The sequence below is a fragment of the Paenibacillus violae genome, assembly GCF_032461945.1.
Lineage (GTDB): Bacteria > Bacillota > Bacilli > Paenibacillales > NBRC-103111 > Paenibacillus_E > Paenibacillus_E violae.
In genome coordinates, this window is the sequence record NZ_JAWCUD010000008.1 from 1 (window position 1) to 14,518 (window position 14,518).

Consider the following 14,518-nt stretch of genomic DNA (forward strand, 5'->3'; position numbering starts at 1 on the left):
TGCTTGTTTCTTAAAATCTTCATTATATCGTTGGCGTTGCTCTCCCATGGGCGGACCCCTCCTATTCGTTAAGTCTATTATTGGGGTCACTTAACGATGTGTCCACTTCTAATTCTAGCCCCACCCAGTCCGTTAGTTCCAAATAGGACGCCGAATTTCTAACGGCTTCTGAGTCCGAATCGTCTACTGAAACCGCCGAATAGCCGGCACACAAAGCACACTGGCGACAATGGCCAGGCCGATCGAAGCAAATATCGTGATGGTGATCACGCCTCCAATTTGATCAGCAATCCAGCCGACAAGGAAATAGCTCAGCGGCAGTAAGGCGAAAGAGCCTAACAAATCCAAACTGACCACCCGCCCGAAAGCTTCGGGTGGCACTAGCTCCTGAAGGCTGGTCTCCCAGATGAGACCGAAGATCATCAGCCCGAAGCCTTCGACGGCCATGAGCAGCGAGAGCGCAATAGGTGACGTTATGAAAGTCATCGTCAGCAGTGCAACGCCACTTAAGATCACTGCGCCATAGGCGATTATGCCCCGGTGATGCCACTGCCTTTTAGACCCAAAGAGAAGTGCTGCTGCAATAGCTCCAACTCCGGAGCATGTGATGCCTATCCCATACGCGAGTGGATCGAGCCCAAGATGAACCTTGAACAACCATGGGATGAGAATGACAATGATGCCCGTATAGCAAATATTAATGAAACAAAAGGCGAGGATCGTGATCCAGAGCCAGGGATGACCTTTGAGGATGGTGATACCTTCAAGGAATTCGCGCTTCCAAGTGAAGGTAGAATTGCTTGTTGAAGTTTCCGGCTTATTTTGATGCGAAATTAGCGATTTTTTTACTAATACCAGCAGACACAGATAGGAAATTAGGTAGGTCAGCGCGTCCAGGCCGAACCCGTAACTGGCGGACATGGAGGAAACGATAAGCCCGCCTAGGACAGGTCCAATGAGTCTGACCCCTTGATTGCTCACTTGTGTCAGCGCATTGGCGGCATTGCGAATGTCTGGCGTGAAGACGGTCGCGCGTACGGCGGAATATGCAGGTTGAAAAAGCCCTTCCATAAGGCCATAAAGGCTTACCAAGCCAAAAAGCATAGGGACGGAAGACGTCTGAGAAAATAAGTACGGCTATAGCCAACATGACGATGAAGCGGACGATATCGGAAAGCATCATAATTCTCACGCGATCATAACGGTCGACAATCCATCCCGAAAGGGGGAGCATGAGGACATAAGGCAGCATGTAGGCGCTCATGACCAAGCCCATCATCGTCGTTGACCCCGTGAGCGAATAAACGACCATCGGTAAAATAACGGTTGTAACGGAACCGCCAAGCATAGAAATGAGTTGACTTAGCCATAAAAATAAGGAAAGGAACGCGATTGGATAAAAGGAAGTAGGAAGGAGTCCAGAACGCGTGGTTTCTTTTTGAGTGGTGCATCAATGTGCATAGGAACATGCCCCTTCTGTTAATTTCTTAGGTTGAGTAGATTGCAGACAATCAAAAAGGTGAACAATTCGTGAGCATCATGTACAATAGAGGGGACAGGTTAACGTCGGACGAGCACGGACGCCTAGAATCGAACCGGAATTGGAGGAAGCACATGAAGAAAGAGGATCTCATAAAGGCGGCAGAACTTTATGCGCTTCTGGCCGAGAATGGCGAGGGCACTCTCGATTTTGATGCGGATGAACCTATAGGAACGCAGCATGTAATTGCTCTTCAAAAAGCAGTCTTGCTGCTCTCCCGGCAGGTTGCCGATCTTCAATCTCAGCTTCATGAGCACCTTGAGCTCCATAACAAGCAGCAGGAACAGCTGCTTCGGCAAATGAATCACCAGATGGAGCATAAGCTCTATGAGCAGATCATTCACCGGGTTGCCGGAAGACAGGACGCCCCGGTGGATGGGGAACGGACAGAGCTGCAGAACATTGAAGCAACGCCGTCAACGGCATTGGCTCTATTTTCGGAAGAGCAGCCACCGGTGGAGCAGCAGCCTACTTATTCTCGTGTGAAAAGTTACCGGAAAATCCGCAAGAGAAAAAAGGGATTTCTGGAGAGGCTGTTTGAATAGTGAAAAGCGGTTTGTGGACCGCTTATGAATCAGTCGGTTGCGGTGCTCGCGGTTAGCTCGAACGACGAATCTCAGCAACCGGTCCCGCTGGTCCCGCTCCAAACAAACACAACAGCGATACAAGATCTACTCTTGTATCGCTGTTGTTCGCTTTTAAGCAGCCTAAATCATACCTTCCTCATGCGCCTTTTTAGAAGCCTGCACGCGATCTCGCACGTCCATTTTGGAGTAGATGCTGGAAATGTAATTTTTCACTGTACCTTCGGACAGGAAAAGCTTCTCGGCAATCTCCCGGTTGTTCAGCCCGTCAGCGATGCAGTGCAGCACCTGCACTTCGCGCTCGCTCAGTCCGTAAGCGTCAGTGCGAGCCGGCTCCTCTCTGGCCGGTCTTGAAACCTCCGTATCACGAACGGTTGGCTCGGCAGCGCCTTTGGCTTGCTGGACGAGCATTCTCGCGATATCCTGCGGGATGAGGGTGCCGCCTTGATGCACCCATTTGATGCCGGCGGCCAAATCCTTCGGATGAATGGCCTTGAGCAGATAGCCTTCAGCTCCCGCTCCCAAGGCGTCAACGACATAGGAGATCTCCTGGAAGGTGGTCAGGATAATGACACGGATTTGCGGCCATGTCTCCTTAATTTTGCGTGTCGCTTCAACTCCATCCATGACGGGCATATGAATATCCATCAGGACAACATCAGGCTGATGCTCTTCGCACTGCTGGATGGCGATATGGCCATTCTCGGCTAAGCCTACGACTTCAATGTCCGGGTCCATGCCCAGCACAATGTGAAGGCTTTCTCGTATTAAATCCTGGTCGTCGACCAGGAGCAGTTTCAGTGGGGCAGGGTTCATACGGGACTCCTCCTAGCTTAACTTGCTTGTGTGTTGTTAGGCATATTGTATCATTCACGGCTAGCAGCTTGGAAGAAAGCTTTTAAAAAGAAGACAAACGCTTAGCAGGAATGAAACATTCGACAACGGTTCCTTGACCGACGGTTGAACTTACCTGTAACGTTCCTTGCAGCGCAAAGATCCGTTCCTGCATGGCATTAATCCCGAAACCGACTTTGAGCTGCTCGGTGCCGACGCCATCATCTTCAATGCGGATACCGACCCCATCATCCACATAGTTGAGCTTGATTTCGACCGTAGTTGCGCGGCCATGCCGTTTGGCATTGGTTAAGGACTCCTGCAAGCAGCGAATGAGCGAGAGCTTGGTTTGTTTCGGAATCTCAAATTCCTCCCCGATAGTCGTGAACCGGATCTGGGTGCCGGTATGGAGGGCAAACTCGTTAGCCAGCCTCGTTAATTGCTGCGAGAGCAGCATATCGCCTTCTTTGGGCACCATTTGATGAATGCTGCGCCGCACTTCTTCCAATCCGTTGCGGGTTACGCCCCGCAGGACGTCCAGCTTTTCTTTGGCTTTATCAGGCGCTGCCTCTATTAAATAGGAAACAGCGTCCATGCCCATGATGACGGAAGTAAAGGTGTGCCCGACGGTATCGTGCAGCTCCCGAGCCATCCGATTGCGCTCCTCCAGCAGGGTCAACTGCTCGATTTGGTTGGCGTACTGCTCTAAGGCATTATTTTGCTCATGAATAAGATAGTATTGTCGTTGATTTTCCGCTAAAAGCTTTTCCGTTTTTTCGTTAGAAGTTACAACTCTTTGCAAGCTAAGGCCGATCGCGAAAAACAACACCGCATTCAGGATGATGCTGAACAGCTCGCTAACACCCATACCCATATCCCGATGAAGGATCAGGAAATAGGCAACAGGCATCGCGACAAGCGAGATTGGAGCGGCCCACCAAGCGTTTTTTCGATCGGTAAGGAATCCAATGACCATTAATGGGCAATTAATAGTAAGGTAGGCATCTTCTTGCATCCATGATAGATAGATTTGTAGAGGAATACCTGTGAGGATTACGGAAATCGGGTACAGTGTTGTGTTAATGTAGGTAGGCCTCCAAAATAAAAAAGGAATACCATAGGATAGAAGCAGGGCAAATATGGTTAAAAAGATATTACCGTGCTCGTTTTCGTTCATATGGAGCAGCGCGTAAAGCAGGCCTAGCAGTACAGAGCCGGTCAAAACGATAAATAAGGACCACTCCACGCCATGCCACTGTCTTCTTTGAATCATAGAGGAACTCCTTCTAGGTAAAATCGTATAAGATCATTGTACATAATTGTTGGAAAAATCCATAGTGAGCGCAGTCATATTGTCAGCAGTAATCAGGTATGACTCTTATGACTTATAGCGGTAGGGAGCGATAAAACATGGCAGCAGCAGTGCAAGATCAGTCACCGATTGTACAAATTGAGCGGATAACCAAACGAATCGGTACGAAGACGATTATTGATCAATTAACGTTCGACGTCCCACGGGGGGAAGTTTTTGGATTTCTAGGCCCGAATGGGGCCGGTAAAACAACAACGATACGAATGATGGTTGGACTCATGTCGATCACGGAAGGAGATATCCGGATTGGCGGTTATTCGATTCGGACCCATTTCGAACAAGCGATTCGCCATGTCGGCGCGATTGTTGAAAATCCGGAAATGTATAAGTTTCTGAGTGGCTACCACAATTTGGTCCATTACGCCAGAATGTTTCCGGGAATAGGAGAGGACCGCATTGAAGAGGTCATTGAGCTTGTAGGCATGGAAAACCGGATTCATGATAAGGTGAAAACCTACTCTTTGGGCATGCGCCAAAGACTCGGTATTGCGCAAGCCTTGCTGCATAAGCCGGATGTGCTGATTCTGGACGAGCCTACGAACGGCCTGGATCCAGCCGGTATTCGTGAGCTGCGCGATCATTTGCGCAAGTTGACGCGCGAGGATGGCATCTCGGTTATTGTATCCAGTCACCTGCTGGCCGAGATGGAACTCATGTGCGACCGGGTTGCCATTATACAGAATGGGAAGTTAGTCGATGTTAGATTGATCAAAGAGTACGCTAGGACGGACGGCAAGCTCCATGTGGCTTTTGAAGTGTCGACGCCGGATAAGGCATTGGCTTTGGCTGCTTCACATTCTGTGAAGGCTGAGGCGGAGGGCGATGAACTGATCCTGATGCTGGATAAGGAAGAAACGGCCCTATGGAACAAACGTTTTGTAGAGGCAGGCATTGCGGTTTACGGAATCCGTACGGCAACGAAGTCGCTGGAGGATCAATTCTTAGAGATGACAGGGAGTGATCCGATTGCTTAATTTAATCCAGAATGAACAGATGAAAATTTATCGCAGGCTGCGTACTTGGATACTGGCCCTGCTGCTGATCGCTATTGTCGTCTTGGCTGGTCTCGTTTCTCATCCGGGTACGGATGAAGACGCAAGCGATAAATGGAAGGTTAGCGCTGCAGAAACGATTGAGCATAATAAGAAAGAGCTGGAAAACAACGATCTTCCGGACAAATTCAAACAGCAGATGAAGGAAGAAATCGCGCTTCAACAATACATGTTGGACCATAATTATCCTCCTACGGATAACACGCTCTGGGGCGGAGCCATTAGGGCCTCTGGCATAATCATCGTAGTGACGCTGTTTACCGTCATTATTGCCGGGGACATGGTGGCTGGCGAATTCACTTGGGGAACGATCAAGCTGCTGCTTATTCGTCCAGCGAGCCGGGCCAAAATTCTTCTGTCCAAATATCTAACGACGCTCCTGTTTGCTGTGACCCTGTTGATTGTGTTGTTTGTTACGGCTCTCATTGTGAATGGGTTCCTGTACGGCTTCCAGAACCTTGGACTTCCTCAACTGAAAGTGGATGCAGAAGGGCAAGTGCATGAAGGGAGCATGCTGGTGTTTACGCTAGCTACTTATGGGTTGAAGTTGATTGAGCTCGTGATGATTGTAACGTTGGCATTTATGATATCGACCGTATTCCGCAGTTCCTCTTTGGCCATCGGTCTCAGTATCTTCATCATGTTCGCCGGACAGATCATTACCATGCTGCTCCTGAGATACAGCTGGGGCAAATACTTCTTATTTGCCAATACGGATCTTACGCCCTACTTAAAGGGGCAGCCGCCGCTTGCGGAAGGCATGACACTTGGATTTTCCATTGTCGTTCTGGTTGTCTACTTCCTGCTGTTCATTCTGCTTTCCTGGGAAATATTTCGGAGACGCGATGTGGCGGCGTAAACAAGTAAGGTTCCCCTAAAAAATAAGGCTGCCCCTTGGTCAATTCATGACTTGGGGACAGCCTTTTTTACGTTAGCGTCTTATTTATTTCTTGATATACGACTGAATAGTGGTTGGAACTTCTTGCAAGGAACCGAGCTGGTAGAACGCTCCTTGAGGCTTGATATCGATCGTACCTGTGTTGTAAGCCCAGTCCTGTTCAACAGGAATGTGAATGGAGTGGATCCCTGCATGGAGGGCAGGCAGCACATCCGTTTTGACGGAGTTGCCAATCATCCACGTATGTTTGCGATCAAAACCTTGCTCATGCATGATCGTTTCCATGAATTCCTTGGTCTTATGCACGGTTACGAAGATTCGGTCATGAAAATAGGTGTCCAGACTTAGGTCCTTGACCTTTTTCATTTGAATCGATGCATCGCCGCCTGTGTACAGGAAGAGACGATGGCCATCCTGCTGCAGTTGATCGAGTGTTTCGTTCATGAGCGGATAAGGTTCGACCGTGTATTCATACACGGTATGACCTAATTGCATCAGCCATGATTCTTCTTTAGCGCTCATTTTCCGGTTGAAGTGCCTGTTAAACCATTGATACGTTTCAACAAATGACTTGGGAAAACGCTCGGGCATGAAGCCATGGACATGAATGCCGGCGAGATCAATTTGGAGCTGTTTTTGTTTAATGTCCTGCGCGTTAAGCCCATGTCCGGAAAACCAGGTCAGCATGAGATCAACGAACTGGTCAATGACGACGTCAAAATATTTATTACAATGGACTAATGTATCATCAAGATCAAAAAGTATCGTTTGTTCTTTCATAGGCGCTGTCTCCTGCAGTTAGAAATGAATTTCCAACCATTATACCATGCTCTTATCGCATCTCCTAGGGGCAGCGTTGATGCTCCATTTACTTACATCGCAATGGTATTTCCTTTGTAGGTGCCATTTGTAGTGGATGCAGGAGGATTCATATGGCTATCCGGCTCGTTTTTTGGCTGAGGTTGAGGTGCTGCTGCAGCGGATGTTGTTTCCATCTTGCTGTTTCCTTGGAATTGCCCACCTTCTTCAATAATAAAAGAAGCAGCGCTAATGTTGCCATGCAACGATCCTGTTGACGTTATGGTCAGTTTGCCTTTGGTGATAATGTTGCCATGGACATTCCCTGCAAGAATGACATCTCTGGCTGAAACATTGGACTTCACGACGCCGCGCTCCCCGATGATGACATCCCCGGCACATTCGATATCCCCTGTGATGCCGCCTTCGATGCGAATGCTGGCTTCCGATTTAATTCGTCCTTCAAAGGTGGTCCCTTCGCCAATCAACGTATCTGTCGTATTTGGATTCATAAGGTTTTTCTTGGATTTAAACATGATGTCTAGTCATCCTTTCGATTCGCTTTGAGATATGGTTTAGGATCAATGCTTTCTCCATTTTTGAGCACTTCATAATGAAGATGGGGGGCAGTGCTGCGTCCTGTGGAACCAACTAGGCCTATAGTACTACCTTTGGTGACGTTGTCTCCATTGTTGACAAGAATTTTATTTAAATGCATATACCAAGTGCGTAGGCCCTTGGAATGCTCGATGACAATGTTATTGCCGTGGTAAATATCCTTTCCGGTGCTGACGACTTTTCCATCAGCGGTGGCGTAGACGGCATCATTCTCCCTGGCCCCGAAGTCAATGCCGGAGTGAAAGCTCGGGCTATGTGTGAAGGGGTCGGTTCTATAGCCAAACGTCGACGTGACGATCCTCACATTCGTCGGATACAGCGTAGGCGTTATAGCGAGTTGGTGTTGTTTATCGGCAACCTTTTGTTTCGTTTCGGTTAAACTGGTTTGCAGTTCTTTCACTTCGCTGTTTAGCGCTGTAAAAGAAGCGGATGTCTGCTCGCCTAGCTGCATAATAGCTTCCTGAGAAGCTGGATTAGGACTTCCGCCTATTCCGCTCGTGGCAACAGGGGGAGTCTGTTCCTCCGTAGATTTGTTTTCATTAGCTGCTGTCGCGCTGGCGACCGCTTTGCCGGTTACGTTGGCATCGAGACCCGCGATGGATTTGAGATCATTCTCGAATTTTTTCATTTCTTCGACTTGCGATTTCATCTGCTCCGCTTGCTGGGACAGTTGAATGACTTCATTTTGCAACTGTTCAATTGCTTTGTCTTTCGAGGTTAAAGTCGCGTTCCATTGCTGGCTCGCTCCGCTAAGTTTAGCCTGCAGCGCGTTGGCTTTTTTCGTGGTTTGCGCGTGCAGGGCATACGTAATGAGGGTTATAAGGAGCAGCAGTGAAAAGCAGGCCGCTGCGATATAAGCGAATAAATGGGGTACTCGAAACCTGACGACCGATTGATTGGCATCCGGTATGATCACCAGCGTCAGTTTTTTGGGCTTCCATTTGAGCTTCATAAAGGCTAATTTGTCTCCTTATCGTGGTTGAATTTGGTAAAGTCTATCTAACAACATCATTCGTCATGATCCGATAAAAACCTTCCTTATACCTACTGGTCCTAGTCAAAATGAGTCGAAAGTAGGAAGGAATAGTGTCGGATATAATCGAATGTTCTTAACAATTACAGGAAAGACAGTAGATTTGGAGTGGAGGCACGCATGATTAAGCTTGCAGGTATTGATATTGGTAACGACAGCATTAAGCTGGTGCTCGATGGGTCCAAGGATCCTTTAGTCATCCCGAACATTATTGCGCCGGGTTACGAAAGGCACATTTTACAGGAAGAGGATTCCCCTTGGAAAGCGCTAGACGTCATGATTTACAGTCCCTCTCTCTCTCAAAGAAATCAGCGTTATTTCGTCGGTCAGCTTGCGCTGGAACACGAAGACAACCTGGAGCTGGAAGACACCGATAATAAAGCGGTTTCGGATCAATCCCTTATTGTCGCGCTTACTGCGTTGGCCTACCAAGGTCTCGCCACTCAAGCCTTCAACAGCGGTTACGGCGCCGTGGATGAAGTGGAGTACACGCTGGGAACGGGGTTGCCCGTTCGTGCATTTGCGAAGTACAGTCAACAATTCGAACAGAGGTTACTTGGCGAGCATGAAGTTACGTTCCTATCCACGCCGCAATTCCATAACCGCAAAATTAAAGTATCCATTCGCAAAGTCGCTGTTTCAATTGAAGGAGCCGCAGCTATTTTTCATCTGGCCACCCACGACAGTTTAATGGTGAAGGACGAAGAAATTTACAACGGTTGTATCGGCGTTTGTGAAATTGGCGCATTGACGACGGATTTCCCTGTTATTAAACGGATGGCGATTGATAATCATTTCAGCCATGGCGAGCAAATTGGCATCGCTACGTATCTGGATGCGATCATTCGCGATGTGGAAGATGCTTACAGCTACGTGTTTCCAAGCCGAGCCAAGCTCGTGCAGCGTATTAAGCAACGTGATTTCACGATTCAATTGCTTGGCGAAGGTCAAGTTGACATCCGCCCGATCGTGGATCAGCACTTCCGGCGCGCAGCTTTGCGCATGATCGAGATGATCAAGAAACGCTGGCGCAAATATCCTGACATTCAATGCTTCTATGTCATTGGCGGTGGCGCTTCAGCCTTGAGACCCTACATCCAAGAGGCGGCAGGTTCACTTAAATTACGTTTCGCGAACGATAGCGAATTCCTCAATATGCATGGCTACCTGAAGGTGGCCAAAAGTCGGTTAAACCAGGCAGCTCCTGTCTAAACCGAGCAAGCACCTGTGAATCGGGTGCTTTTTTTTATGCCCGCTATCATTTGCCGGCTTCCAATTGTTTCAGTTGGCTCACCTCCATATAAGTCGTCAACGAGGCCAGCAGCATGCAGATGGCGAAAATGATGGCGCAGACGCTCCCGATGGCCGAATGGTATTTACTGAACATAAGTCCTACCATCAAGCATAGAGCCGCAAGGATCATCAAGGCATTGCCTCCCCAAAGCCAGTGCTTGTAGGATACACGTTGACTAAGTTTTCCAATTTTTTGAGACGCTTGCACGCTGGAATTCTGACTGCTTGGCGAGCTGTCTTTCATATAGGCTGGATTGCCCGACTTGCGTTTTTTCCGAGCGATGGCTACGACGAGAATAGCCATCACCAGAGGCTGATAGGTCAGCGCGAAAACTGGAGCGCTGTAGTTAGAGAACGCTAATAGATCTGTTGTGTTTCTGAAGGACAATAACGTGGTCATCACAATGCACAGTGCAACAGGTTTGTTAATCGTCGGGTAGTTGCGTTTATCCAGGATGGCAGAGATACCTAGCAGAAGCGCCATATAGATCGTAATCATTTTACAAGTCACCGTTGGATACCAGATCATCAAGATGATGAGATCAACACGATCGAGAAAGTCCGTGACATGAATCGTTTGAACCAAATTGTATATGGGATACAAGAAATTTCCGGGCATCTTGGGTCCAAGAACAACCAAGATCAGGAAAACCGCCATGGTGAGCAGGAAAATGCCAAGCAGGGAGCCATGTCGGATGGAAGACCTGACTTGGTTGGAATTGCTCATCATATGAAGAAAAGCCCCGAGAATGAAGATATCTCCTGCATTGCCGATCGTGAGTATAGAGCCTGCGGCAACATGCTGCAGCGGCATGGTCATGGCAGGAGTAATAAGCTGAAGATATAACTCGTTCGACAACAAGAGCGGCATACTCAGCACGGTTACGACAAAGAGAGGGTAGAATAAATCATTCACCCGGGCGATCACTTCCACGCTGCTTTTGCCGAAATAAATCAGCAGCAGGCAAGGCAACAGCGTTAGTATTTCAAGTGGTGTATTGTGAAGCAGCAGCGTAGTACTAAACCTGGATACGGAAGAAATATCGCGCATCACAATTTGCCAGAAATGAAATATCATAATTAGATTAACGATGGTACCGCCAACACGGCCCAGCAATTCTTGTGTAATTTCAAAAATATGTTTTTGCGGATAATGTTTCGTGATGTAGCCAAAGAAGCTGGCCACCCCAAAAACATAGAACACAGAAGGTAAATAGCTGTACCAAGCATCCATCTGTGAGATACGGATCAGCACATTTTGCAAGGTGAGAATCCCTCCGCTTGTGATGACAGAAGACGCTAACCAGGAGAGTTGCCGCTGATTGATCACTTGTTTTCGATCCATGGTGAATCCCACCCTTTTCCCTTAATGCTTATCCCTTAGATGCCCAGTATTCTTGCAAACCAAGGGGAAACGGTATGAATAAAGAAACGCGAAGGCATAGGGACTTTCCAGTGCAAGTACTTGCTGAAGAAGAGGCCTAGGGTGAGAAAAGTAAAAAAACCATAGGTGATCTTGATCGAGCCCTTCTCTTGCCTTAGCATCCTGCGATCGATGAGAAGCGAACCTGCCATAGTAATCAGAAAACATATCATGAATATGCGATCCAATAGGTTACATCCCCTCTTTGATAACATTTTTGTTGATCAGACCGGTTTCTTCAATGGTAGCACTGACGTGAATGCGGAACTCCGCATCCTTGAAATAAGCTTCCCATTTCGCTTCTATACCATTGTTCCACTCATACGGATGGCTTCGCCAAAGAGTCAAACCAAGATGAGCAGAGTCCGTTCCTTCTTTTTGCATCTGCTTAACCGCCGCCTGAATAGACTTGATAATTTGTTCCGCAAGTTGCTTCTCAACTCTCCGCATCACTTTGGCCTTGTTCAGATCCAGATTCGATAGATCTTCTTTCACAGAGCCGTTCGCGTCGATGAGGATATCAAAGATGACCTTGTCTTGTTGAAGCCTAGGTTTAATTTGCGTCTGCCCTTTCGTCACTGTAATGGAAATCTCGTTGGCGTTTCCCTCCTCTGGCGGGAAGGAAACGAGATATTCTTTCACATGATTCCTCAGCCACATGAGCCCTTCTGCTTCGTGGTTCTTGTAAATGCCAACCAAGCGGTCGCCTTTAAATTGTCCATACCCAATCATTTGAATTTCATGGGAAGGTTCCTTGGAGGCTTGCGATTGCTTTGGTTCCAAATAAGTCAGGATTGGATCGCTGTTGAAGCTCAACGTAATGCCAATATCCTTGGTGGAAGTACCCAAGGACTGCCTGGATTTCGTCAGCTCCCGAATGACTTCAGCCGGGAATCGTTCGAATTTCGGCTCGGTGTTCAGCAGGTCATAGCCCTTGCCTTTGGTTATGACGAGGAAGGATGTCATCCGGCTTTCAGGTGAGCGTGGAACGGTGTCAAAGATGACACCGATGCCCTTCTTGGCCAACTTCTCTCCAATCACGATCGTCCTCCGATGGGAGAGAAACAAACGGCGCGACATGCGCATCTGGAGCCTTGTGTTGGCTTCGTGAAACGTATTGCCTACATCGGAGTCGATGTAGTAGCTCTTGCCGCCAGCGGTGCCTCCGCCTCCGCCGCTTGCACCGCCCATGGAACCGGGGAGAGGCAGCATGTAGGAGACACGAAATTTGCCGTCATCCTCCAAGTCGACGGCAGACGTGAGAACAAACGCGATGTCGTTGGTTTCAGTTCGATCCCAGCAGCCTGTCAGGCAGACAATCAGGAGGGGGAGCGGTAAGAGCTGGCATAGCCGTCTAGGATGAACCATTCTGATTGCCCTCCTCACTGGAGTGATGCTTATGCTGGATCGAGCTACCGTCTAGGCCTCCGTCCTGCATGATCTGTTGACTGAGTTTGTCATCCATTCGGTGAGCATCTTGAACGGGCATGAATTCCGGACGTTTGTTAAGATCCCACCAAGGGGCACGAACGAATACATCCTTGATATCGCCCGAGGATAGAGGTCCGATAGGTGACAAGTAAGGCACGCCAAAAGAGCGGAGGTTCGCCATATGTCCGATTAAAATCATCAACGAGAAGAAGATGCCATAGAAGCCGAAGACCGCTCCCGCCAAAAGGATGGGGAAACGCAGCATACGAATGGCGATGGCGCCGTTAAAGCGCGGGATTGTGAAAGAAGCAATCCCGGTAATGGAAACAACGATAACCATTGGCGCAGAGACAATCCCTGCTTGCACGGCTGCCTGACCTACGACCAGCGCCCCCAAGATGGAAACCGCAGAACCAACCGCTTTGGGGAGTCGGATGCCGGCTTCGCGCAGCGCCTCGAACGTTATCTCCATGATGAAGGCCTCTACGGCCGCGGGAAACGGTATGGCTTCTCTGGATGCCGCAACGCTTAGCATTAATGTCGTTGGTAGTAGTTCTTGATGGAACGTCGTTATCGCGACATACAAAGCGGGCGTCGTCAGCGATAAAAAGACGAAAACATAACGAAGCATCCTTAGGAGAGAGCCGATTTGGAACCGCTCATAGTAATCCTCGGACGTCTGCATCGTTTGGATGAAAACAAAAGGCACGATGAGCGCAAACGGCGTGCCGTCCGTGAGAATGGCCACCCGTCCCTGCATCAAGGCCCCGGCCACAACATCAGGCCGCTCCGTATACTGCATCTGCGGAAAGGGGGAGTATGCATTGTCTTGAATCAGCTCTTCAATCATGCCGGACTCCAGAATCGCGTCGATCTTGATGAGCTCCAGCCGTTTGACCACTTCTTCGACAAGGGAGGGCATCGCCAAGTCATCCATGTAACAGATGACGAGATTGGTGTTGCTCTCTTTGCCGACGCACATGGACTTCATTTTCAGCCTGGGCGTCTTCAGCTTGCGGCGGATCATCGAGGTGTTCGTGCGAATGCTCTCCACGAACCCCTCCTTCGGTCCGCGCACGACGGTCTCCGTCTCCGGCTCTGCAACGGAGCGCTTTTCTGTTCCGCGGATGCCGAGCAGGATCGCCTTCGCGTTTCCTTCAACGAGCAGGGCGGCGTCCCCGCCCAGCACGGAAACGAGCAGGTCTCCGTAATTATCGGAGATCTGTGTTTGGGAGACGGGGAGAATGGCGTCTGCGATGCGCTGGACGGACGTTTCTCCGCCGCCAATCAGCATGAGCGATTTCATCGTGTCATTCAGCAGTTGGGTGTTCGTGAGCCCGTCAACGAATAACAGAAGTGCGGGAATGTTCGGCTCAATGTCGAATTGGCGAACGACGACATCGGAGCAGTCCTGGAAAATGGCTTTAATGAAGGCGTGATTATCATCCAATAGCAAAGAGAGTGGTGTTTTCTTCAACTCTTCGATGAATTGATAGTCCAGCGAATCATGTAGTTCTTTTTGCTCGCCACTAGAATCCTCCTGCTTGTTTGATGTGCGCTTGCGCAGGATACTTTTCATCAATGGATTGGATGTTTTGACCATGCGAATGGCACCTCCCGCCAGAATGATCATAGGAATGCG

General features: G+C 48.9%; 12 protein-coding genes and 1 pseudogene. 4 read left to right on the forward strand and 9 right to left on the reverse strand.

Going from position 1 to position 14,518, the window contains the following annotated elements; all coding sequences use genetic code 11:
- Positions 1–183: 183 nt before the first annotated feature.
- Positions 184–1,461 (reverse strand): annotated as a pseudogene (locus RQP52_RS21380) (MFS transporter).
- A 153-nt stretch (positions 1,462–1,614) separates the two neighbouring features.
- Between RQP52_RS21380 and RQP52_RS21385 the strand changes: the two are divergent.
- Positions 1,615–2,085 carry a hypothetical protein gene (locus RQP52_RS21385; RefSeq protein WP_315953741.1) on the forward strand — a complete coding sequence of 157 codons (471 nt, stop codon included), beginning with the start codon at positions 1,615–1,617 and terminating at the stop codon, positions 2,083–2,085.
- 162 nt (positions 2,086–2,247) lie between these two features.
- On the opposite strand, the gene RQP52_RS21390 is transcribed toward RQP52_RS21385, so the two are convergent.
- Together RQP52_RS21390 and RQP52_RS21395 are read right to left on the reverse strand one after the other, a co-directional pair.
- Complete coding sequence (locus RQP52_RS21390) at positions 2,248–2,940, reverse strand: response regulator transcription factor (protein WP_315953742.1); 693 nt, start codon at positions 2,938–2,940, stop codon at positions 2,248–2,250.
- A gap of 82 nt (positions 2,941–3,022) precedes the next feature.
- On the reverse strand, positions 3,023–4,231 hold the full coding sequence (locus tag RQP52_RS21395) for a sensor histidine kinase (protein ID WP_315953743.1): 1,209 nt from the start codon (positions 4,229–4,231) through the stop codon (positions 3,023–3,025).
- A gap of 137 nt (positions 4,232–4,368) precedes the next feature.
- On the opposite strand from RQP52_RS21395, the gene RQP52_RS21400 reads away from it, so the two are divergent.
- The gene (locus tag RQP52_RS21400) at positions 4,369–5,304 is read left to right on the forward strand and encodes an ABC transporter ATP-binding protein (protein ID WP_315953744.1); all 936 of its coding nucleotides are present in this window, start codon (positions 4,369–4,371) and stop codon (positions 5,302–5,304) included.
- A complete protein-coding gene (locus tag RQP52_RS21405; RefSeq protein ID WP_315953745.1) occupies positions 5,297–6,241 on the forward strand; it encodes an ABC transporter permease in 945 nt (314 codons plus the stop codon). The genes RQP52_RS21400 and RQP52_RS21405 overlap by 8 nt, the downstream gene beginning before the upstream one ends.
- A gap of 84 nt (positions 6,242–6,325) precedes the next feature.
- On the opposite strand, the gene RQP52_RS21410 is transcribed toward RQP52_RS21405, so the two are convergent.
- The 3 genes from RQP52_RS21410 to RQP52_RS21420 all read right to left on the reverse strand — a co-directional run bounded on the left by RQP52_RS21410 (position 6,326) and on the right by RQP52_RS21420 (position 8,648).
- Positions 6,326–7,060 (reverse strand): HAD family hydrolase, encoded by a 735-nt coding sequence (locus RQP52_RS21410; protein WP_315953746.1) that lies wholly within the window; start codon positions 7,058–7,060, stop codon positions 6,326–6,328.
- A 92-nt stretch (positions 7,061–7,152) separates the two neighbouring features.
- Positions 7,153–7,614, reverse strand: a complete 462-nt coding sequence (locus RQP52_RS21415) for a bactofilin family protein (RefSeq protein ID WP_315953747.1) — start codon at positions 7,612–7,614, stop codon at positions 7,153–7,155.
- A gap of 5 nt (positions 7,615–7,619) precedes the next feature.
- Positions 7,620–8,648 carry a peptidoglycan DD-metalloendopeptidase family protein gene (locus tag RQP52_RS21420; RefSeq protein WP_315953748.1) on the reverse strand — a complete coding sequence of 343 codons (1,029 nt, stop codon included), beginning with the start codon at positions 8,646–8,648 and terminating at the stop codon, positions 7,620–7,622.
- 201 nt (positions 8,649–8,849) lie between these two features.
- On the opposite strand from RQP52_RS21420, the gene RQP52_RS21425 reads away from it, so the two are divergent.
- Positions 8,850–9,941, forward strand: coding sequence for a ParM/StbA family protein (locus RQP52_RS21425; protein WP_315953749.1), 1,092 nt, complete (start codon positions 8,850–8,852; stop codon positions 9,939–9,941).
- A 46-nt stretch (positions 9,942–9,987) separates the two neighbouring features.
- On the opposite strand, the gene RQP52_RS21430 is transcribed toward RQP52_RS21425, so the two are convergent.
- The 3 genes from RQP52_RS21430 to RQP52_RS21440 form a co-directional block, all read right to left on the reverse strand.
- A complete protein-coding gene (locus RQP52_RS21430; protein WP_315953750.1) occupies positions 9,988–11,367 on the reverse strand; it encodes a GerAB/ArcD/ProY family transporter in 1,380 nt (459 codons plus the stop codon).
- Positions 11,368–11,637: 270 nt separating this feature from the next.
- On the reverse strand, positions 11,638–12,813 hold the full coding sequence (locus RQP52_RS21435; protein WP_315953751.1) for a Ger(x)C family spore germination protein: 1,176 nt from the start codon (positions 12,811–12,813) through the stop codon (positions 11,638–11,640).
- Positions 12,800–14,455, reverse strand: a complete 1,656-nt coding sequence (locus RQP52_RS21440) for a spore germination protein (RefSeq protein WP_315954014.1) — start codon at positions 14,453–14,455, stop codon at positions 12,800–12,802. Before RQP52_RS21440 ends, RQP52_RS21435 begins: the two co-directional genes overlap by 14 nt.
- Positions 14,456–14,518: the final 63 nt, after the last annotated feature.

Excerpts from the sequence above, each read along its gene's own strand:
- RQP52_RS21430 (WP_315953750.1), bottom strand. The coding sequence starts at position 11,367 with ATGGATCGAAAACAAGTGATCAATCAGCGGCAACTCTCCTGGTTAGCG.
- RQP52_RS21415 (WP_315953747.1), bottom strand. The coding sequence starts at position 7,614 with ATGTTTAAATCCAAGAAAAACCTTATGAATCCAAATACGACAGATACG.
- RQP52_RS21425 (WP_315953749.1), top strand. The coding sequence starts at position 8,850 with ATGATTAAGCTTGCAGGTATTGATATTGGTAACGACAGCATTAAGCTG.
- RQP52_RS21440 (WP_315954014.1), bottom strand. The coding sequence starts at position 14,455 with ATGAAAAGTATCCTGCGCAAGCGCACATCAAACAAGCAGGAGGATTCT.
- RQP52_RS21410 (WP_315953746.1), bottom strand. The coding sequence starts at position 7,060 with ATGAAAGAACAAACGATACTTTTTGATCTTGATGATACATTAGTCCAT.
- RQP52_RS21400 (WP_315953744.1), top strand. The coding sequence starts at position 4,369 with ATGGCAGCAGCAGTGCAAGATCAGTCACCGATTGTACAAATTGAGCGG.
- RQP52_RS21420 (WP_315953748.1), bottom strand. The coding sequence starts at position 8,648 with ATGAAGCTCAAATGGAAGCCCAAAAAACTGACGCTGGTGATCATACCG.
- RQP52_RS21435 (WP_315953751.1), bottom strand. The coding sequence starts at position 12,813 with ATGGTTCATCCTAGACGGCTATGCCAGCTCTTACCGCTCCCCCTCCTG.
- RQP52_RS21395 (WP_315953743.1), bottom strand. The coding sequence starts at position 4,231 with ATGATTCAAAGAAGACAGTGGCATGGCGTGGAGTGGTCCTTATTTATC.
- RQP52_RS21385 (WP_315953741.1), top strand. The coding sequence starts at position 1,615 with ATGAAGAAAGAGGATCTCATAAAGGCGGCAGAACTTTATGCGCTTCTG.
- RQP52_RS21390 (WP_315953742.1), bottom strand. The coding sequence starts at position 2,940 with ATGAACCCTGCCCCACTGAAACTGCTCCTGGTCGACGACCAGGATTTA.